Source organism: Sphingomonas sp. 2SG, assembly GCF_005503285.1.
GTDB lineage: Bacteria > Pseudomonadota > Alphaproteobacteria > Sphingomonadales > Sphingomonadaceae > Sphingomonas > Sphingomonas taxi.
In genome coordinates this window covers 58,940-80,798 of record NZ_SCMZ01000016.1, presented here as the reverse complement: position 1 = coordinate 80,798, position 21,859 = coordinate 58,940, and the positions used below count along the sequence as shown (strand labels likewise).

General features: G+C 68.2%; 25 protein-coding genes. 11 read left to right on the top strand and 14 right to left on the bottom strand.

Annotated elements, in window-relative coordinates; all coding sequences use genetic code 11:
- Nucleotides 1–88 precede the first annotated feature (88 nt).
- From FFS23_RS08960 to FFS23_RS08950, 3 genes are all read right to left on the bottom strand, one after another.
- On the bottom strand, nt 89–691 hold the full coding sequence (locus FFS23_RS08960) for a DedA family protein (RefSeq protein WP_137898334.1): 603 nt from the start codon (nt 689–691) through the stop codon (nt 89–91).
- 23 nt (nt 692–714) lie between these two features.
- On the bottom strand, nt 715–1,671 hold the full coding sequence (gshB, locus tag FFS23_RS08955) for a glutathione synthase (protein ID WP_038662629.1): 957 nt from the start codon (nt 1,669–1,671) through the stop codon (nt 715–717).
- 85 nt (nt 1,672–1,756) lie between these two features.
- Nucleotides 1,757–2,137, bottom strand: coding sequence for a YraN family protein (locus FFS23_RS08950; RefSeq protein ID WP_137898333.1), 381 nt, complete (start codon nt 2,135–2,137; stop codon nt 1,757–1,759).
- A gap of 100 nt (nt 2,138–2,237) precedes the next feature.
- Between FFS23_RS08950 and FFS23_RS08945 the strand changes: the two genes are divergently transcribed.
- Complete coding sequence (locus FFS23_RS08945) at nt 2,238–3,215, top strand: hypothetical protein (protein ID WP_171009436.1); 978 nt, start codon at nt 2,238–2,240, stop codon at nt 3,213–3,215.
- Nucleotides 3,216–3,224: 9 nt separating this feature from the next.
- On the opposite strand, the gene FFS23_RS08940 is transcribed toward FFS23_RS08945, so the two are convergent.
- Both FFS23_RS08940 and rsmI read right to left on the bottom strand, forming a co-directional pair.
- The gene (locus FFS23_RS08940; protein WP_137898331.1) at nt 3,225–4,268 is read right to left on the bottom strand and encodes a CAP domain-containing protein; all 1,044 of its coding nucleotides are present in this window, start codon (nt 4,266–4,268) and stop codon (nt 3,225–3,227) included.
- A gap of 84 nt (nt 4,269–4,352) precedes the next feature.
- Nucleotides 4,353–5,207, bottom strand: coding sequence for a 16S rRNA (cytidine(1402)-2'-O)-methyltransferase (gene rsmI / locus FFS23_RS08935; RefSeq protein ID WP_137898330.1), 855 nt, complete (start codon nt 5,205–5,207; stop codon nt 4,353–4,355).
- Between rsmI and FFS23_RS08930 the strand changes: the two genes are divergently transcribed.
- Complete coding sequence (locus tag FFS23_RS08930; RefSeq protein ID WP_137898329.1) at nt 5,206–6,411, top strand: penicillin-binding protein activator; 1,206 nt, start codon at nt 5,206–5,208, stop codon at nt 6,409–6,411. The two genes, rsmI and FFS23_RS08930, sit on opposite strands and share 2 nt — an antisense overlap.
- Nucleotides 6,412–6,532: 121 nt before the next feature.
- On the opposite strand, the gene hemW is transcribed toward FFS23_RS08930, so the two are convergent.
- Nucleotides 6,533–7,681 carry a radical SAM family heme chaperone HemW gene (gene hemW / locus FFS23_RS08925; RefSeq protein ID WP_137898328.1) on the bottom strand — a complete coding sequence of 383 codons (1,149 nt, stop codon included), beginning with the start codon at nt 7,679–7,681 and terminating at the stop codon, nt 6,533–6,535.
- Between the two features lie 12 nt (nt 7,682–7,693).
- Here hemW and FFS23_RS08920 point away from each other — a divergent pair, with 12 nt between their 5' ends.
- Nucleotides 7,694–8,263: a CAP domain-containing protein gene (locus FFS23_RS08920; protein WP_137898327.1), complete on the top strand. Its 570-nt coding sequence runs from the start codon at nt 7,694–7,696 to the stop codon at nt 8,261–8,263.
- Nucleotides 8,264–8,528: 265 nt separating this feature from the next.
- Here the strand turns inward: FFS23_RS08920 and FFS23_RS08915 are convergent, their stop codons facing one another.
- The 3 genes from FFS23_RS08915 to rph are packed head-to-tail and all read right to left on the bottom strand — an operon-like array spanning nt 8,529 to nt 10,496.
- On the bottom strand, nt 8,529–9,155 hold the full coding sequence (locus tag FFS23_RS08915) for a GNAT family N-acetyltransferase (RefSeq protein ID WP_137898326.1): 627 nt from the start codon (nt 9,153–9,155) through the stop codon (nt 8,529–8,531).
- A gap of 4 nt (nt 9,156–9,159) precedes the next feature.
- Nucleotides 9,160–9,786 (bottom strand): RdgB/HAM1 family non-canonical purine NTP pyrophosphatase, encoded by a 627-nt coding sequence (gene rdgB / locus FFS23_RS08910; protein ID WP_137898325.1) that lies wholly within the window; start codon nt 9,784–9,786, stop codon nt 9,160–9,162.
- Nucleotides 9,783–10,496, bottom strand: a complete 714-nt coding sequence (gene rph, locus FFS23_RS08905) for a ribonuclease PH (protein WP_137898324.1) — start codon at nt 10,494–10,496, stop codon at nt 9,783–9,785. The genes rdgB and rph overlap by 4 nt, the downstream gene beginning before the upstream one ends.
- An 81-nt stretch (nt 10,497–10,577) precedes the next feature.
- Between rph and FFS23_RS08900 the strand changes: the two genes are divergently transcribed.
- From FFS23_RS08900 to grpE, 3 genes are read left to right on the top strand one after another with little or no spacing between them, the layout of a single operon-like run.
- Nucleotides 10,578–11,096, top strand: coding sequence for a DUF6438 domain-containing protein (locus tag FFS23_RS08900; RefSeq protein WP_137898323.1), 519 nt, complete (start codon nt 10,578–10,580; stop codon nt 11,094–11,096).
- A gap of 5 nt (nt 11,097–11,101) precedes the next feature.
- A complete protein-coding gene (gene hrcA, locus FFS23_RS08895) occupies nt 11,102–12,142 on the top strand; it encodes a heat-inducible transcriptional repressor HrcA (RefSeq protein WP_137898322.1) in 1,041 nt (346 codons plus the stop codon).
- A gap of 16 nt (nt 12,143–12,158) precedes the next feature.
- Nucleotides 12,159–12,713: a nucleotide exchange factor GrpE gene (gene grpE, locus FFS23_RS08890; protein WP_038662601.1), complete on the top strand. Its 555-nt coding sequence runs from the start codon at nt 12,159–12,161 to the stop codon at nt 12,711–12,713.
- 19 nt (nt 12,714–12,732) lie between these two features.
- On the opposite strand, the gene FFS23_RS08885 is transcribed toward grpE, so the two are convergent.
- Both FFS23_RS08885 and FFS23_RS08880 read right to left on the bottom strand, forming a co-directional pair.
- Nucleotides 12,733–12,987, bottom strand: a complete 255-nt coding sequence (locus FFS23_RS08885) for a BrnA antitoxin family protein (RefSeq protein ID WP_137898321.1) — start codon at nt 12,985–12,987, stop codon at nt 12,733–12,735.
- Nucleotides 12,944–13,225: a BrnT family toxin gene (locus tag FFS23_RS08880; protein WP_137898320.1), complete on the bottom strand. Its 282-nt coding sequence runs from the start codon at nt 13,223–13,225 to the stop codon at nt 12,944–12,946. The genes FFS23_RS08885 and FFS23_RS08880 overlap by 44 nt, the downstream gene beginning before the upstream one ends.
- A gap of 72 nt (nt 13,226–13,297) precedes the next feature.
- On the opposite strand from FFS23_RS08880, the gene FFS23_RS08875 reads away from it, so the two are divergent.
- The gene (locus tag FFS23_RS08875; RefSeq protein WP_137898319.1) at nt 13,298–14,524 is read left to right on the top strand and encodes a threonine synthase; all 1,227 of its coding nucleotides are present in this window, start codon (nt 13,298–13,300) and stop codon (nt 14,522–14,524) included.
- Nucleotides 14,525–14,620: 96 nt separating this feature from the next.
- Here the strand turns inward: FFS23_RS08875 and FFS23_RS08870 are convergent, their stop codons facing one another.
- Together FFS23_RS08870 and FFS23_RS08865 are read right to left on the bottom strand one after the other, a co-directional pair.
- Nucleotides 14,621–15,079, bottom strand: coding sequence for a vgr related protein (locus tag FFS23_RS08870; RefSeq protein ID WP_137898318.1), 459 nt, complete (start codon nt 15,077–15,079; stop codon nt 14,621–14,623).
- Complete coding sequence (locus tag FFS23_RS08865; RefSeq protein ID WP_137898317.1) at nt 15,079–15,528, bottom strand: copper chaperone PCu(A)C; 450 nt, start codon at nt 15,526–15,528, stop codon at nt 15,079–15,081. The genes FFS23_RS08870 and FFS23_RS08865 overlap by 1 nt, the downstream gene beginning before the upstream one ends.
- Nucleotides 15,529–15,721: 193 nt before the next feature.
- On the opposite strand from FFS23_RS08865, the gene dnaK reads away from it, so the two are divergent.
- The 4 genes from dnaK (at nt 15,722) to FFS23_RS08845 (ending at nt 20,398) form a co-directional block, all read left to right on the top strand.
- The gene (gene dnaK / locus FFS23_RS08860; protein WP_137898316.1) at nt 15,722–17,626 is read left to right on the top strand and encodes a molecular chaperone DnaK; all 1,905 of its coding nucleotides are present in this window, start codon (nt 15,722–15,724) and stop codon (nt 17,624–17,626) included.
- A gap of 139 nt (nt 17,627–17,765) precedes the next feature.
- On the top strand, nt 17,766–18,887 hold the full coding sequence (gene dnaJ / locus FFS23_RS08855) for a molecular chaperone DnaJ (RefSeq protein WP_137898315.1): 1,122 nt from the start codon (nt 17,766–17,768) through the stop codon (nt 18,885–18,887).
- A gap of 221 nt (nt 18,888–19,108) precedes the next feature.
- Nucleotides 19,109–19,543, top strand: a complete 435-nt coding sequence (locus tag FFS23_RS08850; protein ID WP_249340601.1) for a TM2 domain-containing protein — start codon at nt 19,109–19,111, stop codon at nt 19,541–19,543.
- A 336-nt stretch (nt 19,544–19,879) separates the two neighbouring features.
- Nucleotides 19,880–20,398, top strand: coding sequence for a thioredoxin family protein (locus tag FFS23_RS08845; RefSeq protein WP_137898313.1), 519 nt, complete (start codon nt 19,880–19,882; stop codon nt 20,396–20,398).
- 39 nt (nt 20,399–20,437) lie between these two features.
- On the opposite strand, the gene purB is transcribed toward FFS23_RS08845, so the two are convergent.
- A complete protein-coding gene (purB, locus tag FFS23_RS08840; RefSeq protein ID WP_137898312.1) occupies nt 20,438–21,748 on the bottom strand; it encodes an adenylosuccinate lyase in 1,311 nt (436 codons plus the stop codon).
- Nucleotides 21,749–21,859: the final 111 nt, after the last annotated feature.

The following is a 21,859-nucleotide window of genomic DNA, read 5'->3' as shown; positions in this document are numbered from 1 at the left end:
GCCCCGCGATGCTTCCGCCCTTTCCGCCCCCTCCGTCAGCGCGTTGCGCTGCCACCTCCCCCTGGCGGGGGAGGAGTTCGCACGAACGTCACCGCCCCCGCGGCTTCCATGTCGCGACTCGCCAGATGTACGCGATCACGATCAGCACCATGATCGCCACCGCCAGCGGTCCGACATAATGGTCCAGCTCGGCGAAGCGCGCACCGAGGTACAGGCCGGCGCCGGCGAGGATGCTGTTCCAGATCAGGCTGCCCGCAAAGGTCCAGACGAGGAACCGCCACACCGGCATGCAGGTAATGCCGGCCGGCAGCGAGATGATCGTCCGGAAGGTCGGCATGAAGCGGAACACGAACACCACCCAGCCGCCGCGCCGGACGAAGAAGCGGTGCAGCGCCTCGACATCCTCCCATTCCATCGTCAGCCAGCGGCCGTGCCGTTCAACGAAGGGGCGGAAGCGGGTGTAGCCGACGTGACGGCCGATATGATACCAGACGTAATTGCCCGCCGTCGTCCCCGCGGTGCCCCACAGGACGAGCGGCACCATCGCCATGTCGCCGCGCGCGACCGCCATGCCGCCGAGGCCCATGATCACCTCCGACGGGATCGGCGGGATGATATTCTCCAGCGCCATCAGCAGGAAAATGCCGATATAGCCGCCCCAGGCGATGCCGTTGAGGATGAACTCGGTCATGCCGGAGGGTAACGGCGGAGCCGTCAGCCGCGTTCCGACACCCTGCGCTCGATCGCGTCCCAGATCAGGCCGGCGACGTCGGTGCCGTCGAACCGCTCGATCGCGACGATCCCCGTCGGCGAGGTGACGTTGATCTCGGTCAGCCATTCGCCGCCGATCACGTCGATGCCGACGAAGATCAGGCCGCGGCGCTTCAGCTCGGGGCCGAGCGCGTCGCAGATCTCGCGCTCGCGGTCGGTCAGCTCAGTCTTCACCGCCGAACCGCCGACCGCGAGGTTGGAGCGGATCTCGCCCTCGCCGGGCAGCCGGTTGATCGCACCGGCGACGACGCCGTCGACCAGCACGATACGCTTGTCGCCCTTCGCCACCGCCGGCAGGAACGCCTGGATCATATGCGGCTCGCGCCACGTCTGGTTGAACACCTCGATCAGCGCGGAGAGGTTCGCGCCGTCGCTGCCGACCTTGAAGATCGCCTTGCCGCCGTTGCCGTGGAGCGGCTTGACGACGATCTCGCCATGTTCGGCGAGGAAGGCGCGCGCCTCGTCGAGGCTGCGGGTGATCAGCGTCGGCGGCATGAAGCGCGCATAATCGAGCACGAACACCTTTTCGGGCGCGTTGCGGACGCTGACCGGGTCGTTGACCACCAGCGTCCGGTCGGCGATCCGCTCGAGCAGATGCGTCGCGGTGATATAGCCGAGGTCGAACGGCGGGTCCTGCCGCATCAGCACGACATCGGCCTGCTCGCCGAGGTCGAGGCTGACCGGGGGATCGAACCGGAAATGATCGCCGTCGACCCGCTGCACGGTGACGGGATGCGCCTTCGCCCAGACGCGGCCGTCGCGATAGTTGAGGTCTTCGGCGTCGTAGTGGAACAGGCGGTGGCCACGCGCCTGGCCGGCGAGCATCAGCGCGAAGGTCGAATCCCCCGCGATGGCGATGCTGTCGAGCGGGTCCATCTGGACGGCGACGGTGAGGGGCATCGGGACACTCGCGGGCTGTTGATCTCGGGCGGGACTTAGGGTGGCGGGGCCGGAATGTCACCGTCTGCGCAGGTCCCGCGCGGCTTCATCCGCCGATCCACGCATTCTCGATATGCCGCGGCCGGGTGCCGGGCGCGAGCAGGATCACGTCGATGCGGATGTCGTCGCCGGGACCGGCGTAGCGCGGCATCAGCAGCGAGGCGGCCGCCGCGACGCGGGCGAGGCGCCGTTCGTCGATGGCAAAGTCGAGTTCCGCGACCGTGCGGCGCGTTTTGACCTCGACGAAGGCGATCAGGCCATCCTTGCGCGCGACGAGGTCGACCTCGCCTGCCGGCGTGCGGACGCGGCGATCGAGCACCGTCCAGCCCTTGAGCCGCAGCCACCAGCCGGCGAGCCGCTCGCCGCGACGACCCGCCGCCTCCGCAGTGCGACGCTCGGTGGTGGAGGCGCGGCGAGGGGGACGCATCGGCACAAGCTGCCGTACCCGCCGGCGTCGTGCAAGCCGCGGTCGTGTCCGATCGGTCTATAATGAACGACTGCAACCGTACCGGAGCGCCGGTGCGGGCATGGCCCGTCCAATCGAGAGTGAAGCGATGCTCGCAACCGACCAACTGGAACGAGAGATCATCGCCGAACTTGGCCGTCAGGTCGGCAGGCGGTTGAATTCCGACGAGCTCTCCCGGCTCAGCTTGATGGTCTTCTTTGAGCAGCGCTTGCATGACGACCCCGGCCCGGTGGCGCAGATCCTGTTGCGCATCGCCCTCAAGGCGTCGCCCTATGCGGCGAACGTCGCGGAGGTCCGAAATGCCTATCGCGAAATCACCCGGCTGCGCGTGGCGCGCGACATGCCGGCGTTGATCGACTGGCTGTCGACCTGCGACCGCCATGCCCTGCCGCTGCCGGTGGTCATTTCATGCGATAAATATCTCGACAAGGCGCGGCACGTGTCGCTCGCGCTGACCGACCGCTATTTCGGCATCGCCCCGATCATCGTCACCGGCGGCGATACGTTGGACTTCGCGCAGGACGGACGGATCCTGCGCCTGCCGGTCAGCGACGTCTATGAAGCGCTGCCGTTCAAGATCTTCGAGACCTTGGTGTTCCTGGACGCATTGGGCGCGTCTTACGGGGTCATAAAGATCGACGACGATCTGGACGTTGTCCCGCATGCGGCGCTGGATATCGACGCGGTGCGATCCGCTTTCGCAGGCGTCGACTATATGGGGCTCGCGCTGTCGTCGCTGCATCACGATCGCGCCTGGCATCAGGGGAAATGCGCGTCGGCGGTCGCGCCCGTCTACGGCAAGCCGTTCATCGCACCCTGGGCGCGAGGGGCGCTGTACTTCCTGTCGAAAACGACGATCGAGAAGCTCGCGGCGCAGTATCTGCGCTTTCCCGGCTGCCTCGCCGGTGAGCTCTACGAGGACAAAGCAGTCGGCGACGTGCTGCATGCGCTCGGCGTCCATGTGGTGGATCGTCCCCTCGACGATCTGCTCGGCGTCCGCACCGACGCGCCGGAACGTACCGTCCTGGTGGCGGAGTGACCGCGGTGGCTAATTCACGACGCGGAAGGAATAGCTGTAGTCCGTACGCGGCGCACCGGTGATGCCGGCGATCGTCACCGTATAAGTGACGCCCGCCTGCAACCCGGCGACGCGCCATTGCAGGTTGTTGGCGAGGCCATAGCCTTCGTTGTCGCTGGTCACGTCCGACACGGCGAGCGCGCCACCGGGGCCGGTGACGGTGATCGTCGCGCGATCGTAGCGGACGTTGGCGTTGGCGCCGAACGTGCCCGTCGTCCCCGCGACCACGCTGAAGGACAGGTAGCTCGACAGCGTGAAATAGCGCGCCGGATAGTCGCCCTGCGGGTAAGCGACATATGCGGGCAGGCCGGCCGGCGCGGTGACGCCGCCGGCGAAGTTGAAGACGCGCATCGAGGCGGCGCTGGCGCGGCTGCCGTCGGGGAGGACGAGCGCGACGCGGCCATAGGAGGTCTTGCCGAGGAACGGATTGAGAATCCAGCGGCGGTGGCCGATCGACGCGCTGCCGCCCTCGGTCAGCCACAGGCCGAGATAGCTGTCCTCGCTGTCGAAACCGAGCCCGGTCCCCCAGCCGCCGATCAGGTTGCTCGCACCGGCCGCGGCGGCGCCGCTGGCGGTGTAGCAGGTCCAGCTCGTCGGCGGCGTATGGCTGAGCTGCTTGTTGACCGCCATCATCAGCGACGAATCCGCCTCCGCCGCATCCTCCGCCTCCGAATAGGTCACTGCGGGAAGCTGGTGCAACGCGCGGATCGCGTTGAGCTTGGCGAGGAAGTCGGCCTTGACGCTCGTCTTCAGCGTGCCGGCGCGGCAGGTCGTGGCATCGGGCTGGACGTCGTAGAGCGCGGCGGCGGCGCCCGCCCAGGTCGTCGGGGCGGGCGTGGGGGTCGGCGTCGGTGCCGGCGTGGGTGTGGGGCTGGGCGTGGCGGTCGGCGCCGGCGTCGGCGCAGGCGCAGAGACGACGGGCACCGCCGCCGAACCGCCGCTACCGTCGCTGCCGCCGCATCCCGCCAGGGCCATCAGGAGCGTCGAGGTGACGCCGGTCTTCCACATCTGCATGCCCCGACCATAGCCGTGGACTCATTGACAAGTCGTTGAAGTACGACGCTATTTACCGCCTTCACGGCACAGGTCGGCGGGCCGCTATTCGCCCTTCATCGCCAGCGCCCGGGCGTAGAGCGTCTTGCGGTCGAGCCCGAATGCCTTGGCCACCTCGCCGGCGGCCTTGGCGACGGGCAGGCGGGTCAGCGCCTCGACCAGCGCGGCATCGGCATCCTGCGGATCGGGCGGCGGCGCCTCGCCGGGCGGCGCGACGACGATGACGATCTCGCCCTTCGGCGGCGCATCGGCGTAGCGCGCGGCAAGGTGGGTGAGCGTGCCGGTGACCGCTTCCTCATAGCGCTTGGTGATCTCGCGCGTCACCGCCGCGTCGCGGTCGCCGAGCCCCTCGGCCAGCGCGGTGAGGCAGGCCGACAGGCGCGGCCCGGATTCGTAGAGGACGAGCGTGGCGCGGATCGTGGCGATTTCGGCGATCGCCGTGCTCCGCGCCTGCGCCTTGCTCGGCAGGAAGCCGGCGAAGAGGAAGCGGTCGGTCGGCAGGGCGGCAAGCGTCAGCGCGGCGACCGCGGCGCAGGGGCCGGGGATGGTGACGACGTGCCGGCCGGCGGCGCGCGCGTCGCGGACCAGCTTGTAGCCGGGGTCGGAGATCAGCGGCGTGCCGGCGTCGGAGACGAGCGCGACCGCCTCGGTCGCCATGCGCGCGATCAGGCCGGGGCGCATCCCTTCGGCATTGTGATCGTGATAGGGGAGCATCGGGCGTTTCGCGCCGATATGGCGGAGCAGGCCGGCGGTGACGCGGCTGTCCTCCACCGCTATCACGTCGGCGCGGGTCAATATGTCGGCGGCGCGCGGCGACAGGTCAGCAAGATTGCCGATCGGCGTCGCGACGATGTAGAGCCCGGGTTCTAAAGGTTCGGATATGGCCACAGGGGACGTCATGGCAGAGGCAGCTACACTTGGACAGCCGGGAGCGCGACAGCCGTGGCTGCGGCGCGGCATCGCGCTGGTCGCCGCGGCGATGCTCGCCGCCTGTTCGACCGTGGTGCCGCGCGCACCGGTCACCGCGCCCGAACGGGCGCCGCGCCCTGCCGCGAACCGGCCCGAGCCGGTCGAGGCGGGGCTGCCGCGCGACACCGCGCGCAATCGCGTCGCGCTGCTGGTGCCGCTGTCGGGCAGCAACGCGGGCGTCGGCCGCTCGATCGCCAATGCGACGATGCTCGCTGTGCTCGACACCGGCACCGACAAGGTGCGGATCACCAATTACGACACCGCGACGGGTGCGGCGGCGGCGGCGCAACGCGCGATCGCCGAGGGCGCGCAACTGATTCTCGGGCCGCTGCTGTCCGACGACGTGCGCGCGGTCGCGCCGATCGCCAAGGCGGCGGGCGTGCCCGTGCTGAGCTTCTCCAACGACGCGTCGGTGGCGGGCAACGGCACCTATCTGATGGGCTATGCGCCGGCGCAGTCGATCGACCGCGTCGTGCAATATGCCACCAGCCGCGGCGTGACGAGCTTCGCCGGGCTGATCCCCAACGGCCTGTACGGCGAGCGCGCCTCGACCGCCTTCCTGCGCTCGGTCGAGGGGGCGGGCGGCTCGGTCGTCTCGCTGCAGACCTATGGCCGGGTCGCGGGCGGCATCGCCGGCGCGGTGACGCGACTCAACGCCAAGGCGCCCTATGGCGCGGTGCTGATCGCCGACGGCGCGGCGAGCGCGGGCGTCGCGGCGCCACTGGTCAAGCGCGGCAGCGGCGCCTCGACGCGGCTGCTCGGCACCGAATTGTGGAATTCGGAAACGAGCCTCGCCACCAAGCCGGCGCTCAACGGCGCGTGGTTCGCGAGCGTAGGGAACACGCTCTACCGGCAATATGCGACCAAATATCGCGCGCGCTACAATGCGGCGCCGTACCGGCTGTCGAGCCTCGGCTATGACGCGGTGCTGCTGACGGTGCGCATCTCGCGCGACTGGCCGGTGGGGCGGCCGTTCCCCGAGGCACGACTGCGCGATGCGGACGGCTTCGCGGGGATCGACGGGGCGTTCCGTTTCGGCCGCGACGGCGTCGCCGAGCGGGCGCTGGAAGTGCAGGAGATCCAGAACGGCACGACCGTGACCGTATCGCCGGCCCCGAGCGGTTTCGGCCGATAGAATCGGAAAATCCTCCCCCGCAAGGGGGAGGTGGCACGGCGAAGCCGTGACGGAGGGGGAGGACAGGGCGGAGCTACCTTATCGCACTCCCGCCCGGCCCACCCCCCTAACGGGGGAGGATTCAGGCGTCCTTCACCACCAGCGGCAGGATCGCGTCGAGCAGCAGCGTGCCCGCTTCGGTCACGCGCAATCGTCCCGGTTCGCGGGCGACGAGGCCCTGCGCCTCGAGCCGCTCCACCGCAGCCCAGTCGATCGGCGCGGTGCCGCCGGCGAGCGTCGCGACATGCGTCAGGTCGATGCCCTCGCGCAGGCGCAGGCCCATCACCAGCGCCTCACTGGCGCGGTCGTGTGCTACCAGCGGCTCCTCGATCTGGAGGCCGTGGCCGTTGCGCGCGACGGCGGACAGCCAATTCTCCGGCTTCTTGTGGCGCTGCGTCGCCAGCCCGTCGCGGCGGCCGTGCGCGCCCGGGCCGATCCCGGCATAATCGCGGTAGCGCCAATAGGTAAGGTTATGGCGGCTCTCCGCCCCGTGCCGCGCATGGTTCGAGGTTTCGTAGGCCGGCAGCCCCGCCGCGTCGGTCAGCGCGCGCGTCGCCTCGAACAGGTCGGCCGCAGCATCGCCGTCGGGGATGGTGAGGCGGCCCTTGGCGGCCTCGGTCGCGAAGCGCGTGCCGGGCTCGATCGTCAATTGATAGAGCGAGAGATGCTCGGTGCCGAACGACAGCGCCCGCGTCAGTTCGGCCTCCCAGGCGGGCAGGCGCTGATCGGGGAGCGCGTAGATCAGGTCGAAGCTGACCCGAGCGAAATGGCGCTGCGCGGTGGCGAGCGCGGCCAGCCCCTCGTCGACGCCATGCGCGCGGTCGAGGAAACGCAAGGCGCGATCATCCAGCGATTGCAACCCCAGCGAGACGCGGTTGACCCCCGCCGCGGCGATATCGGCAAAGCGCGCCGCCTCGACCGAGGAGGGATTGGCCTCGAGCGTGATCTCGATATCGGCGGTCGGCTGCCAGTGCGTCTGCGCGGCGGCGAGGATCGCGGCGACGGTGGCGGGCGGCATCAGCGACGGCGTGCCGCCGCCGAAGAAGATCGAGCCGAGCGTCCGGCCGGGCAGCGCGCGTGCCTCGTGCGCGAGGTCGGCGAGCAGCGCGTCGCGCCACGCCTCCTGATCGACCGTGTCGCGGACGTGGCTGTTGAAGTCGCAATAGGGGCATTTCGAGACGCAGAACGGCCAGTGGACGTAGAGCGCGAGCGGCGTCTTGTCGGAATCCATGATGCTGCCGATATGGCGGCAATGACATGGAAACGCCACTCATGGCTGGCCGCGGGCCTGCTCTTCGCCACCGGATGCACGCAGGGCCCCGAGCGCGTCGTCGAGCCGCGCGCGAGCGCCGCGCCGGCCCCACGCGGGTCGGTGCTGCTGCGCGAGGCGATGCTGACCGGGCAGAATCGCGCCCGCGCCGAGGTGGGCGTGGCGCCGCTGACGTGGAGCGAGCCGCTCGCCGCCTCGGCCCTCGCCTATGCGCAGGTGATGGCGCGCACCGGGCGGTTCGAACATGCGCCGCAGTCGCTGGGGATGGACCGCGAGGGCGAGAATCTCTGGACCGGCACGCGCGGCGCCTATCGCTTCGACGAGATGGTTGGCCATTGGGTGGCGGAGAAGAAGGACTTCGTGAACCTGCCGGTGCCGCAATCGAGCAAGACCGGCCGCTGGGAGGACGTCGGCCATTACACGCAGATCGTCTGGCGCGGGACGACGCAGGTCGGCTGCGCGCTGGCGAGCAACGCGAAGGACGATTTTGTCGTGTGCCGCTATGCGCCGCCGGGCAATGTCTGGGGGACGGTGGCGTATTGAGGGCGGAACGCCAGCTCCTCGCCCTTGAGGGCAGGAGTATGGCATATGGACGTTGGTGCGAGGTTGTCGTCTTCCAAGCTTACCTCGTCACCCCGGACTTGTTCCGGGGTCCACCCTGCGGCGGGGAGAAAGGCTTGATTCGATACGGTTCTCTCGCAGCTGGGTGGACCCCGGAACAAGTCTGGGGTGACGAATCTGACGAGCAATCCGAAAGAGCCTCATCACCGCAACCATATGCGATTGCCTTGCCCTTGCGGGGAAGAAATCAGGGGATCGTCGCCGTCGTGTACGGCGCATAAATTCGCCAGCCGAGCGTCGCGTAGAGCGCGGCGCCCATCGCGGTGGCGGTCAGCACTTGACGTGACGTCGACGTGCAATGCGCGCCCAGCGCCATCATCAATGCCCGTCCCAATCCGCGGCGGCGGTGCGCGTCCTCGACCACGATGCGGTCGTACACGAAGATGCCGTCCAGTTCCGCCGCATGGCCGCTCGCCGCAAGGCCGCCATCGGGTGCGGCGATCGTCACGTGCGTGACGCCGCCGTCGCGGACCGTCGTCAGCCGATAGCCCGGCGGCACGACCGGCGGCGTCAGGGCAGCCCGCTCCGGCACCATCATGCAATTCGCGTCGGTGATCGTCCAATGCGGCGGCAGCAGCGCGCGGAACGTGCCGGCGTCGGCGCAGAGCTTCACGAAAACGCCCGGCGTGTCGATCGTCGCGAGTAGGGCGGTCAGGCCCGGACCGACCTCGGCGAAGAGATGGCGGCGGCGTTCGACCGGTCCGCCGGTGTCGACGCGCCAGCCGCCATGGTCGGCGACCGGCGCGGGCAGGCCGCGCGAGAGCGAACGGGCGGCGAGCCAGCCCCGCACGAGGACCGGATCGACGCCCGTCATCGCCTCAGAGGACCGCGGCGACCAATTGCCGGAACGCGTCGGCGCGGTGGCTGATCGCATGCTTGGCGGCAGCGTCCATCTCGCCGAACGTTTCGGTCCCGCCCTCGGGCAGGAACATCGCGTCATAGCCGAAGCCGTTGCCGCCGCGCGGCGGCCAGACCAGCATGCCGTCGACGCGACCCTCGAACCATTCGACATGGCCGTCGGGCCAGGCGAGCGCCAGCGCGCAGACGAAATGCGCGCTGCGCGGCAGGTCGGGCTCTTCGTTGAGCCGATCCTCGACCAGCCGCATCGCGAGATCGAAGTCCTTCGACTCCCCCGCCCAGCGCGCCGAGAAGATGCCGGGGTCGCCGCCCAGCGCATCGACGCACAGGCCGCTGTCGTCGGCGAGCGCAGGCAGGCCGGACAGGTCGGCCGCCTGCAACGCCTTCAGCTCGGCGTTGGCGACGAAGGTGGTGCCGGTTTCCTCGGGCTCGGGCAGGTCGAGTTCGCCCGCCGAGACGGGCTCGATGCCATAGGGGCCGAGCAGCTCGGCGATCTCGCGCACCTTGCCCGCATTGTGGCTGGCGATGACCAGCCGGCCGGGGGCGAGCTTGCGGATCGCCTGCGGCGTGTCGCCTTCGCCGCTCATCGGACGGCGCGATCCTGCGCGGCGAAGATCTCGGTACAGCCGATCCGCGCGAGGCGGAGCAGGCGGAGCAGCGCCTCCTCGTCATAGGTGGCATGTTCGGCGGTCGCCTGCGCCTCGGCGATATTGCCGTTTTCGAGCAGGACGAAATTGCCGTCGGCATCCGCCGCCGAATCCTCGAGATAGTCGAGGTCGAGCACCGGCGTACCCTGATAGATGCCGCAGCTCACCGCGGCGACCTTCTGCCGGATCGGGTCGACGGTCAGCTTGCCGCTGGTGAGCAAAGTGTTGACCGCGAGGCGCAGCGCGACCCAGGCGCCCGAGATCGCGGCGGTGCGGGTGCCGCCGTCGGCCTGGAGGACGTCGCAGTCGAGCGTGATCTGGCGCTCGCCGAGCAGCTTCATGTCGACCACCGAGCGCAGCGAGCGGCCGATCAGCCGCTGGATCTCCTGCGTGCGGCCCGATTGCTTGCCCTTGGCGGCCTCGCGGCTGCCGCGGGTGTGGGTGGCGCGGGGCAGCATGCCATATTCGGCGGTCACCCAGCCTTCGCCCTTGCCGCGCAGGAACGGCGGCACGCGCTCTTCGAGGCTGGCGGTGACGAGCACCCTGGTGTCGCCGAAGCCGACCAGCACCGATCCCTCGGCGTGGCGGGTGAAATTCGGTTCGATGGTGATCGCCCGCATCTGGTCGGGGGCGCGGCCACTGGGGCGCATTCAACTCTCCTCAAGGTTCGATGGCGCAGCCCTAGACGGCACGGCTGGCACACGCCAGTGGTGAGCAAAGGGGAGAAGGGCATGCGTAAGCGGTTCGCGGGTCTGGCATTGGCGGCGATGAGCCTGTCAGCCTGTGTGGTGGTCGACGCATCGCGCGACGGGGCGACGTCGGCGGCGGTGGCAAGCGAGACGATCCGTTACGAAACCGGCGCGTGCTTTGGCACCTGTCCGGTTTACACGGTGACGATCGCGCCGGACGGCAAGGGCACGTTCGAGGGGCAGCGCTTCACCACGGTGGCCGGGACGCGCAGCTTTCAGGCGTCGCCGGCGGCCTATCATCTGTTCGCGGCACGGCTGGCGCCATATCGTCCCCGCGGCGAGCGATCCTTGCGGGCGGGCGAGCCGGGCTGCACCCCGGCGGCGACCGACCAGTCGTCCGTCGACGTGCGGTGGACGGGCGGTGGCGCCGCGGCATCGCATCTCGACGCCTATTATGGCTGCGACATGGCGCAGAATGCCGCGATGTTCCGCGCGTTGCGGGAGGCGCCGCAGGTGTTGCCGATCGGCGCCTTTATCGGCGACGGCGCGCGCCCTAGATAGAGCATATGGCACCACCGGTCACCGAGCTTACCGATCGCGCCCGCGACATCTTTCGTGCGGTGGTCGACGGCTATGTCGAGAACGGCATGCCGGTCGGGTCGAAGACGATCGCGATCGCCTCCGGCCTCAATCTGTCGCCGGCGTCGATCCGCGGGGTGATGCAGGAGCTGGAGGAACTGGGGCTGCTCGCCAGTCCGCATACCAGCGCCGGCCGCATCCCGACCGAACGCGGGCTGCGCCTGTTCGTCGACGGGATGATGCAGGCGCTCGAACCCTCCGCCGAGGAACGCGCGGCGATCGAGGCGCGCGCCGGGCATCGCGGTCCGGTCGAGGAGGCGCTGGCGGCGACGACCGCCGCGCTGTCCGGCCTGTCGGCCTGTGCGGGGCTGGTGATGGTGCCCAAGCGTGAGCTGGCGCTGCGCTCGATCGGCTTCGTCGCGCTGTCGCCCGATCAGGCGATGGCGGTGCTGGTCAGCGAGGACGGCTCGGTCGAGAATCGGGTGATCCAATTGCCCGCCGGAATGACGCCTTCGGCCTTGGTCGAGGCGGGCAATTACATGACCGCGACGCTGTCCGGCCTGACGCTCGCCGAAGCGCGGGCGCGGATCGGGCGGCAGATGGCGGAGGGAGAGGCGGCGCTCGACGGCGCGGCGCGCGCGCTGGTCGAGGCCGGCCTCGCGGTATGGAGCGAGGATGGCGCACGGCGGCCGGTGCTGATCGTACGCGGGCAGGGACGGCTGATCGACGCCGCCGCCGCGGCCGACCTCGACCGGGTGCGCGATCTGCTCGACGACCTCGAAGGCAAACAGGAAATCGCGCAATTGCTCGACAGCGCGAGCGCCGGCGACGCGACCCGCATCTTCATCGGCGCGGAGAACAAATTGTTCGCCTTGTCAGGGTCTTCGGTGATCGCGCGGCCGTTCCGCGGACCCGGCGGCAGGGTGGTCGGCGTGGTCGGGGTGATCGGGCCGACGCGGTTGAACTATGCGCGCGTCGTGCCCATGGTGGATTTCACGGCGGCAACGCTCGCCCGTTTGATGGGCTGACACTACAGGGACCTACATGACCGAAGAGACCAAGATCGACGTGGAAGCACTGCGCCAGGAGACGGCGGAGGCCGCTCCCGAAGTGGCGGAGCATGACGATGCGGCGGCGCGGATCGCCGACCTCGAGAACCAGCTCGCCGACGCCAAGCAGCAAACGCTCTATGCGCAGGCCGAAATCCAGAACGTCCGCCGCCGTACCGAGAAGGAAGTCGCCGACGCGCGCAACTATGCGACCACCTCGTTCGCGCGCGACATCCTGTCGGTCGCCGACAATCTGGCGCGCGGCCTGTCGGCGATCCCCGCCGACCTGCGCGGCGACGAGCGGCTGAAGGGCCTGGTCACCGGTCTGGAAGCGACCGGACGCGAGCTGGACAGCGTGTTCACGCGCAACGGCATCACCAAGGTCGAAGCGATGGGCGCGATGCTCGACCCCAACAAGCATCAGGCGATGATGGAAGTGCCGAGCGATGCCGAGCCCGGCACGATCGTGCAGGAAATGCAGGCGGGCTATATGCTCAAGGATCGCCTGCTGCGCCCGGCGCTGGTCGGCGTGGCGAAGAAGCCGGATTGAGGTGCGCGGCGGCGCGGGATCAGACCTGCGCCGCCTTCAAAACATCGTTGATCCGCGCCTGCCAGCCCGGACCGGTGGCGCGGAATTTGTCGATCACGTCGGGGTCGAGGCGTAGCGTCACCTGCTTCTTGGTCGGCGCCGCTTGGGCACCACGTCGGCGCAGGCGCTCACGCCGTTCCGCCAGCGCCTGTTGCAGCGCTTCTTCGGTGACGTCGAAATCCTCAGGATCGTCAGGATCCGCCGGAATGGCGATGATATCCGCGAGCTTCTGCATCGTTGCTTTTCCTTACCGATATGAACCGGGTCGTCTGGTCGCGCTCGACATACACTGCCGTCCATAGACGGTCGCCGACCCTGCCGACCGCTTTCCAACGCTCCTCGCCATCCTCCGGTCGCGCCGACGGGATCAGAAGCACGGCGTCGTCAGCGAATATCCGACCACCGAAGGCCAGCGACACGCCATGTTTGGCGCGATTGATCACGTCCTTCGCCGGATCGAACGTGATGTCCATAGCTAATCGTAACTACGATCTGCGCTGCAATCAAGTGGACGCTATGCCGTTGGCAAGGCTAGTATCGTCGCCATGAACCCCAATCTCACCACCGATCGCCCGACCTTCGTCACGCATCTCGAATGCTCGCTGACCGGCGAGCGCTACGAGGCGAACCGGCTGCATGGTCTATCCCGCGCCGGGCGGCCGTTGCTGGTGCGCTACGACCTCGACGCGGTGAAGGCGAATCTGTCGCGCGACGCGCTGGCGGCGCGGCAGACCGACATGTGGCGGTGGCGCGAGCTGCTCCCGGTGCGGCGCACCCAGGATGTCGTCAGCCTCGGCGAGATCGAGACGCCGCTGATCCCGATCCCAAGAAGCGCGCGCAGTGCCAACGTCTGGGTCAAGGACGAGGGGCGGTTGCCGACCGGCAGCTTCAAGGCGCGCGGGCTGGTGATGGCGGTGGCGATGGCCAAGGAGCTGGGCGTCACCCGCATCGCGATGCCGACCAACGGCAATGCCGGGGCGGCGCTTGCCGCTTATGCGACCCGGGTGGGGATCGAGACGATCGTCTTCTGTCCCGAGGATACGCCCGAGGTGAACGTACGCGAGATCGCGATGCAGGGCGCGCGGGTGTGGCGGGTCAACGGCCTGATCGACGATTGCGGCGCGATCGTCGGCAAGGGCGCCGCCGAGGGACGCTGGTTCGATTTCTCGACACTCAAGGAGCCGTACCGGATCGAGGGCAAGAAGACGATGGGGCTGGAGCTCGCCGCGCAATTCGGCTGGGAGCTGCCCGATGCGATCTTCTACCCGACCGGCGGCGGCACCGGCCTGATCGGCATGTGGAAGGCGTTCGACGAGCTGGAGGCGCTCGGCTGGATCGGCGCCAAGCGGCCGCGCATGTATGCGGTGCAGGCGTCGGGGTGCGCGCCGATCGTCCGCGCCTTCGAGGACGGCGTCGAACATGCCGAGCGCTGGGAGGATGCGCATACCGTCGCGGCGGGCATCCGCGTGCCCAAAGCGGTGGGCGATTTTCTGATCCTGCGCGCAGTGCGCGCGAGCGGCGGCAAGGCGCTGGGGGTCGGCGATCCCGCGATCCTCAAGGCGGTCGACGAGGCGGCGCGCAAGGACGGGCTGCTGCTGTGTCCGGAAGGCGGCGCGACGCTCGCCGCCTATCGCGAGGCGCTGCGCACCGGCGAGGTCGACGAGGACGAGCGGGTGGTGCTGTTCAACTGCGCGACCGGGCTCAAATATCCGATGCCCGAGGCGCCGCGCACGCTCGACCGGCATGGCGCGATCGACTTCGACATGCTGTAAATCATCCCCCGTTGGCCCTGAGCCTGTCGAAGGGGCATTGAGACTCACCCACCTTTCGACAGGCTCAGGGCGAACGGAAGGTCTTGCGGCGGGCGCTCAGCCGAACGGCAGCAGCGTCTCATATTGCGCGAGGCTCGGCGCGCCGGGCACGCGCGCGCCGTGGCGGAGCAGGAAGGCGTGACGGACGATCTCGCCCTGCTGCTCGATGCCGTAGCGGTGGAGCGGCTGGCCGGGCTTGATCGCATAATCGTAGCGACACCAAGGGTGGCGCGCGAGCGGCAGGAAGATGCCGCGCTGATGCTGCCAGATGTGCACCATCTCGTGGATGAACAGCCCTTGGTCGGTGAGCGCGGCGGCGGCGAAATCGTCGCGCCAGCCCGGCCCCTTGGGGTGGAAATGAATGCAGCCACGCGGCGCCATCACCGTGTCGCGCGGCTGGAAGAACGCCCATTTGCTGCGCGACAGGCGCACCGCGTCATAGTCGATCGTGTCGCGGAAGACCGACGCCGCGAGCGCGCGTTCGCCTGCGGTGAGGGGGCGGCGTGCATCCGCCATTAGAAATCCGGTGCCGGCGCGGCCGCGCCCACCGTCATCGCGTCGACGTACAGCCGGCCGCCATTGCCGAAGTTGAGCGTCAGCTTGTAGATCTTGCCCGCCTTCGCCTTGGGATTGATGTCGAACAGCATGACGTGGCGGCCGCCCGGAGTGAAGGCGACCTCGGTCTTCGCCGGCACGGCCACTTGGCCAAGCGGCTTCATCGCGGCCATGCCGTTCCGGCCGGTCATGCTCTCGTGCATCTCGGCGCGCACCGCAATGTTGGCGGTGACGTCGATCAGCGTCGCGTCGGACCGCCCGCCGTGCAGCGTGAAATAGGCCGCACCCGGCCGGCCCGGCACCGCCGGCAGGCGGATCCAGGCGTCGTCCACCTCGACCCGGTCGGGTCCGCCGCAGCCGGCCAGTGCAGCGGCGAGCACCAGCATCGTTCCCACTCGCGTCCGGCGCATCGTCGCTCCTCTTCCCGCACATGCGATCATTTCTGTCACAGCCCTATGGTCGCCACCGTCTTGCGGCAAGCGGAACCCCACCTATATCGCCGCCATACACAGGAGCTTTCGCTGCCGTAACGGGGCAAAAGTTCCCTGCGTCCGGCAATGAATTTTGCCATCGTTTCGTATGTGAGGGGCTCAGTAAGCACACATGGCTAAAGTAATCGGTATCGACCTCGGCACGACCAACAGCTGCGTCGCAGTGATGGAGGGCGGCAAGCCCAAGGTGATCGAGAATGCGGAGGGCGCGCGCACCACGCCGTCGATCGTCGCCTTCGCCAAGGACGGCGAGCGGCTGGTCGGCCAGCCGGCGAAGCGTCAGGCCGTCACCAACGGCGACAACACGATCTTCGCGGTGAAGCGCCTGATCGGTCGCCGGTTCGACGATCCGATCACCAAGAAGGACACCGAGCTGGTCCCGTACCACATCGTGCGCGGCCAGAACGGCGACGCCTGGGTGCAGGCCGGCGGCAAGGATTATTCGCCGTCGCAGATCAGCGCCTTCACGCTGCAGAAGATGAAGGAAACTGCCGAGAGCTATCTCGGCGAGACGGTGACGCAGGCGGTCATCACGGTTCCGGCCTATTTCAACGACGCCCAGCGTCAGGCGACCAAGGACGCCGGCCAGATCGCCGGCCTTGAGGTGCTGCGCATCATCAACGAGCCGACCGCGGCGGCGCTCGCCTACGGCCTCGAGAAGCAGGACGGCAAGACGATCGCGGTCTACGATCTCGGCGGCGGCACGTTCGACGTCTCGATCCTCGAGATCGGCGACGGCGTGTTCGAAGTGAAGGCGACCAACGGCGACACCTTCCTCGGCGGTGAGGATTTCGACAACAAGCTGGTCGAATATCTCGCCGAAGGCTTCAAGAAGGACGAGGGCATCGACCTCGCCAAGGACAAGCTGGCGCTGCAGCGTCTGAAGGAAGCCGCCGAGAAGGCGAAGATCGAACTGTCGTCGGCGGCGTCGACGGAAGTGAACCTGCCGTTCATCACCGCCGACCAGAACGGCCCGAAGCATCTCGTCAAGACGATCAGCCGCGCCGATCTGGAGCGTCTCGTCGACGATCTGATCAAGCGGACGATCGAGCCGATGAAGAAGGCGCTCGCCGATGCCGGCGTGAAGACCGACGACATCAGCGAGGTCGTCCTCGTCGGCGGCATGACGCGCATGCCGAAGGTCCGCGAGGCGGTGAAGAATTTCTTCGGCAAGGAGCCGCACACCGGCGTCAACCCGGACGAGGTCGTCGCGATGGGCGCCGCGATCCAGGCGGGCGTGTTGCAGGGCGACGTCAAGGACGTGCTGCTGCTCGACGTGACGCCGCTGTCGCTCGGCATCGAGACGCTGGGTGGCGTGTTCACCCGGATGATCGACCGCAACACGACGATTCCGACCAAGAAGTCGCAGACCTATTCGACCGCGGACGACAACCAGGGCGCGGTGACGATCCGCGTGTTCCAGGGCGAGCGCGAGATGGCGGCGGACAACAAGCTGCTCGGCCAGTTCGATCTGGTCGGCATCCCGCCGGCGCCGCGCGGCGTGCCGCAGATCGAGGTCACGTTCGACATCGACGCCAACGGCATCGTCAACGTCTCGGCCAAGGACAAGGGCACCGGCAAGGAGCAGCAGATCCGCATCCAGGCGTCGGGCGGTCTGTCGGACAACGACATCGAGCAGATGGTCCGCGACGCGGAGAAGTTCGCCGAGGAGGACAAGAAGCGTCGGGCCGGTGCCGAGGCGAAGAACAACGCCGAATCGCTGATCCACACCACCGAGCGGCAGCTCGCCGACAATGGCGACAAGGTCGACGAGGCGCTGAAGGGCGAGATCCAGTCGGCGATCGACGCCGCCAAGGCGGCGGTCGAGACCGGTGATGCCGATCAGATGACCGAGAAGAGCCAGGCGCTCGCGCAGGTCGCGATGAAGCTCGGCCAGGCGATCTACGAGAAGCAGGCCCAGGCCGATGCCTCGCCCGAGGGCGGTGCCGGTGGCGAGGCGCCCAAGGACGACGTGGTCGATGCCGAATTTTCGGAAGTCGACGACCACAAGGCGTAACATCCATGATCTCCACCGTCATGCCTGCGGCGGTCCCGGCGAAGCGATGCTTCGCCGGTGACTTGCGCGCCGGCAGCTCCCGTCATCGGGGAGGCCCCGGCATGCGCCGGGGTGACGGCCGGGGGGCGGCGAGGCGATCATGAGCAGCACAGTCGATTATTACGAATTGCTCGAATGCGAGCGCGGCGCGGACGGCGCGACGATCAAGTCGTCCTATCGCAAGCTCGCGATGAAATATCACCCGGACAAGAATGCCGGGTGCAAGGACAGCGAAGCGAAGTTCAAGGCGGTCAGCGAAGCCTATGAGGTCCTGAAGGACCCGCAGAAACGCGCGGCCTATGATCGCTACGGTCATGCCGCGTTCCAGAACGGCGGCGGCGGTGGCGGCGCGCAGGACTTCGGCGGCTTCTCCGACATCTTCGAATCGGTGTTCGGCGAGTTCATGGGCGGTGCGCGCGGCGGTGGCCGGGCGCAGCAGCGCCGTGGCGCCGATCTGCGCTACGACATGGAGGTCAGCCTTGAAGAGGCGTTCCATGGCAAGGCGACCGAGATCACCGTCGACGTCTCGGCGCAGTGCGACACGTGCCACGGCTCGGGCGCCAAGCCTGGGACACATGCCTCGACCTGCCGCCAGTGCAACGGCCACGGCAAGGTGCGCGCGCAGCAGGGCTTCTTCGTCGTCGAGCGCGCCTGTCCGGTGTGTCAGGGCGCGGGCGAGATCATCGCCGATCCCTGCCCGGACTGCCGCGGCGAGGGTCGGGTCGAGGAGACCAAGACGCTGAGCGTCAACGTGCCGCCCGGCGTGGACGAAGGCACGCGCATCCGTTTGTCCGGCGAGGGCGAGGCGGGGCCACGCGGCGCGCCGGCGGGCGACCTGTACATCTTCCTGCACGTCAAGCGGCATCCGATCTTCGAGCGCGAGGGCACCACCCTGTTCGCGCGCGCGCCGATCAGCTTCACGACCGCAGCGCTCGGTGGCGCATTGTCGATCCCCGGGCTCGACGGGCGGACGCACGAGATCAAGATCCCGGCCGGAATCCAGTCGGGCAAGCAGTTGCGCCAGCGCGGTGCCGGCATGCCGGTGTTGCAGGGGCGCGGGCAGGGCGATCTCGTCGTGCAGATCGAGGTCGAGACGCCGACCAAATTGTCGGTGCGACAGCGCGAGTTGCTCGAACTGTTCCGCGAGACCGAGACGGGCGACGAATGCCCCGACAGTCAGGGCTTCTTCGCCAAATTGAAGGGCGTGTTCGCGGCGGAATAAGTTTTGGCCGAGACGGTCGCCCGACCCATCCGTCATGCCGGACTTGCTCCGGCATCCCGCTTCCTTCAGCCCTCAAACGCATCACCCCGGCGAAAGGCCGGGGTGATGGGTGATGGACTGGTGTCGGCTCTGGTCCCACGCCATCTTGCGCCCACGCCGCGGATGCGGATGATGCGCGCGTCATAGATCGGGGGACATGCATGCGCGGACAGGTGTTGGGGGTGGATCAGCGGACCGGCGAGGGACTGGTCGCCGGCGACGACGGTCGGCGCTATCGCTTCACCCCTGAAGATTGGGCGCAACGCGGCGAACCGGCGATCGGCCTCCAGGTCGATTTCGAAGCCGAAGGCGATCGCGCGCTCAGCGTCTTTCCGATGCCTTCTGCCCGCGGTGTTGCCACGGCGGCGGCGCCGCCCGCATCGCGCGAACCGGTGACCGATCGCAACAAGATCGTCGCGGCGGTTCTCGCTTTCTTTCTCGGGACGCTCGGTATCCACCGTTTCTATCTGGGGCGGACCGGATCGGGGATCGTGATGCTGGTGATGACGATCACCGTCGTCGGATTGCTCGTCACCGCGCCATGGGCATTCATCGACATGATCCGCTATCTCGTCATGCCCGATCGGGAGTTCGCGGCGCGTTATGCGCGTCGTTGAATCTGCGGCCCCAAGCCGCGCCCTCTCGGCCGATAAGGACAAGGGGGCGGGCGGGCCGATGGGTCAAAGGGTGGAAATGATCACCCCGACCACCAGCGCCTGAGCCGCGATCGCCAGCACGCTGCTGGCTGCGGTTTCGAACATGCGCATGGAAGGTCTCCGATACCGGAGGAATATCCGGTAAGCGAGAGATGGCGATAATTGCTTGATACCGCAATATTGTTGCTTGCATGCCCAAGTGCGTTTCACGCAACTGCAACATTTGCTTGGGGCCGTCCGACTTGTCAGGCGGCGGCGGGATAGGTCACACTGCCGCCTTTCCGTCAGGAGATCCGGATGCCTCGTAAATCCTTCGCTGCCGCACTCGCCATTGCCGCACTTACGCTCCCTGCCGCCGTCGATGCGCGCGTTGCCGCACCGCGGGTGGGAGCGACGAGCTTCGAACAATTGTCGCAGCCTTTGCCCTTGCCCTATGACGGCAATGCCGATGCCAAGGCAGCGGTCGCCGCGGCCAAGGCGCGTGCGCTCAAGGGACACAAGAAGCTGCTGATCGATCTCGGCGGCAATTGGTGTCTCGACTGCCGGTTGCTCGCCGGGGTGATGGAGCTGCCGACGATGCGTGGCTTCGTCGCACGGCATTACGAGGTGGTTACCGTGGATATCGGCCGGTTCGACAGGAACCTCGACATTCCGGCCCGCTACGGGATCAAGGGGCGGCTGGCTGGCGTGCCGGCGCTGCTGATCGTCGATCCCAAGACCGACAAATTGGTCAATGCCGGGCGCGAGACCGCGCTGGCGGATGCGCGCTCGCTATCGCCACAGGGGCTCGCCGACTGGCTGGCGCAATGGGTGTGAGGTGATGCAATCCTCCCCCGCAAGGGGGAGGACATTGCGTTACCCGAATACCCGCGCGAAGATCGTGTCGACGTGCTTGAGGTGATAGCCGAGGTCGAACTTCTCCTCGAGCTGCGCCGGCGACAGCGCCGCGGTGACCTCGGGATCGGCCTTGAGCAATTCGAGCAGCGAGAGCTGGCCGTCCGATTCCCACACCTTCATCGCGTTGCGCTGGACGAGGCGATACGAATCCTCGCGGCTGACGCCCGCCTGGGTGAGCGCGAGCAGCACGCGCTGCGAATGGACGAGCCCGCCCATCTTGTTGAGATTCTTGTCCATCCGCTCGGGGTAGACGAGCAGCTTGTCGATCACGCCGGTGAGGCGCGCGAGCGCGAAGTCGAGCGTGATCGTCGCGTCGGGGCCGATATAGCGCTCGACCGACGAGTGCGAGATGTCGCGCTCGTGCCACAGCGCTACATTCTCCAGCGCCGGCGTGACATAGCCGCGCACCATCCGCGCGAGGCCGGTGAGGTTCTCGGTCAGCACCGGATTGCGCTTGTGCGGCATCGCCGACGAGCCCTTCTGGCCGGGCGAGAAATATTCCTCCGCCTCGAGCACTTCGGTGCGCTGGAGGTGGCGGACCTCGGTGGCGAGCCGCTCGATCGACGAGGCGATGACGCCCAGCGTCGCGAAGAACATCGCATGGCGGTCGCGCGGGATGACCTGTGTCGAGACCGGCTCGACCGACAGGCCGAGCTTCGCGGCGACATGCTCCTCCACCGACGGATCGATATTGGCGAAGGTGCCGACCGCGCCCGAGATCGCGCAGGTGGCGATATCGGCGCGCGCCGCGATCAGCCGGGTCTTGCAGCGGTCGAACTCGGCATAGGCCTGCGCCAGCTTGAGCCCGAAGGTGACCGGCTCGGCATGGATGCCGTGGCTGCGGCCGATCGTCGGCGTCATCTTGTGCTCGACCGCGCGACGCTTGAGCACCGCGAGCAAGGCGTCGAGGTCGGCAAGCAGGATGTCGGCGGCGCGCGCCAGCTGCACCGCGAGGCAGGTGTCGAGCACGTCCGACGAGGTCATGCCCTGGTGCATGAAGCGCGCCTGATCGCCGACATTGTCCGCCACCCAGGTGAGGAAAGCGATGACGTCGTGCTTGGTGACCGCCTCGATCGCGTCGATCGCGGGCACGTCGATGGCGGGGTCGGTGCGCCACCATGCCCACAGCGCCTCGGCGGCTTCCTTTGGCACGACGCCGAGATCGGCGAGCGCGTCGGTGGCATGCGCCTCGATCTCGAACCAGATGTGGAAGCGCGCCTCCGGGGTCCAGATCGCGGTCATCTCGGGGCGGGAATAACGGGGGACCATGGTGTTCCTTCGTCCTGACTGGAGCACGGCTCGTCGCGGCCATTTCGGCCCGACTCGCGGATTTCTGCGGCGCAGTAGCAGCGTGCGCGGTCCGGGACAAACCTCCCGATC

Coding starts and splice junctions, on each gene's coding strand:
- FFS23_RS08900 (WP_137898323.1), top strand. CDS start 10,578: ATGCGTAAGCGGTTCGCGGGTCTGGCATTGGCGGCGATGAGCCTGTCA.
- rph (WP_137898324.1), bottom strand. CDS start 10,496: ATGCGCCCCAGTGGCCGCGCCCCCGACCAGATGCGGGCGATCACCATC.
- hrcA (WP_137898322.1), top strand. CDS start 11,102: ATGGCACCACCGGTCACCGAGCTTACCGATCGCGCCCGCGACATCTTT.
- rsmI (WP_137898330.1), bottom strand. CDS start 5,207: ATGACGTCCCCTGTGGCCATATCCGAACCTTTAGAACCCGGGCTCTAC.
- FFS23_RS08880 (WP_137898320.1), bottom strand. CDS start 13,225: ATGGACATCACGTTCGATCCGGCGAAGGACGTGATCAATCGCGCCAAA.
- FFS23_RS08875 (WP_137898319.1), top strand. CDS start 13,298: ATGAACCCCAATCTCACCACCGATCGCCCGACCTTCGTCACGCATCTC.
- gshB (WP_038662629.1), bottom strand. CDS start 1,671: ATGCCCCTCACCGTCGCCGTCCAGATGGACCCGCTCGACAGCATCGCC.
- FFS23_RS08845 (WP_137898313.1), top strand. CDS start 19,880: ATGCCTCGTAAATCCTTCGCTGCCGCACTCGCCATTGCCGCACTTACG.
- dnaK (WP_137898316.1), top strand. CDS start 15,722: ATGGCTAAAGTAATCGGTATCGACCTCGGCACGACCAACAGCTGCGTC.
- FFS23_RS08865 (WP_137898317.1), bottom strand. CDS start 15,528: ATGCGCCGGACGCGAGTGGGAACGATGCTGGTGCTCGCCGCTGCACTG.
- FFS23_RS08915 (WP_137898326.1), bottom strand. CDS start 9,155: ATGACGGGCGTCGATCCGGTCCTCGTGCGGGGCTGGCTCGCCGCCCGT.
- FFS23_RS08945 (WP_171009436.1), top strand. CDS start 2,238: ATGGCCCGTCCAATCGAGAGTGAAGCGATGCTCGCAACCGACCAACTG.
- FFS23_RS08940 (WP_137898331.1), bottom strand. CDS start 4,268: ATGCAGATGTGGAAGACCGGCGTCACCTCGACGCTCCTGATGGCCCTG.
- FFS23_RS08930 (WP_137898329.1), top strand. CDS start 5,206: ATGGCAGAGGCAGCTACACTTGGACAGCCGGGAGCGCGACAGCCGTGG.
- FFS23_RS08920 (WP_137898327.1), top strand. CDS start 7,694: ATGGCGGCAATGACATGGAAACGCCACTCATGGCTGGCCGCGGGCCTG.
- rdgB (WP_137898325.1), bottom strand. CDS start 9,786: ATGAGCGGCGAAGGCGACACGCCGCAGGCGATCCGCAAGCTCGCCCCC.
- FFS23_RS08870 (WP_137898318.1), bottom strand. CDS start 15,079: ATGGCGGATGCACGCCGCCCCCTCACCGCAGGCGAACGCGCGCTCGCG.
- FFS23_RS08960 (WP_137898334.1), bottom strand. CDS start 691: ATGACCGAGTTCATCCTCAACGGCATCGCCTGGGGCGGCTATATCGGC.
- grpE (WP_038662601.1), top strand. CDS start 12,159: ATGACCGAAGAGACCAAGATCGACGTGGAAGCACTGCGCCAGGAGACG.
- FFS23_RS08950 (WP_137898333.1), bottom strand. CDS start 2,137: ATGCGTCCCCCTCGCCGCGCCTCCACCACCGAGCGTCGCACTGCGGAG.
- purB (WP_137898312.1), bottom strand. CDS start 21,748: ATGGTCCCCCGTTATTCCCGCCCCGAGATGACCGCGATCTGGACCCCG.
- FFS23_RS08885 (WP_137898321.1), bottom strand. CDS start 12,987: ATGCAGAAGCTCGCGGATATCATCGCCATTCCGGCGGATCCTGACGAT.
- hemW (WP_137898328.1), bottom strand. CDS start 7,681: ATGGATTCCGACAAGACGCCGCTCGCGCTCTACGTCCACTGGCCGTTC.
- dnaJ (WP_137898315.1), top strand. CDS start 17,766: ATGAGCAGCACAGTCGATTATTACGAATTGCTCGAATGCGAGCGCGGC.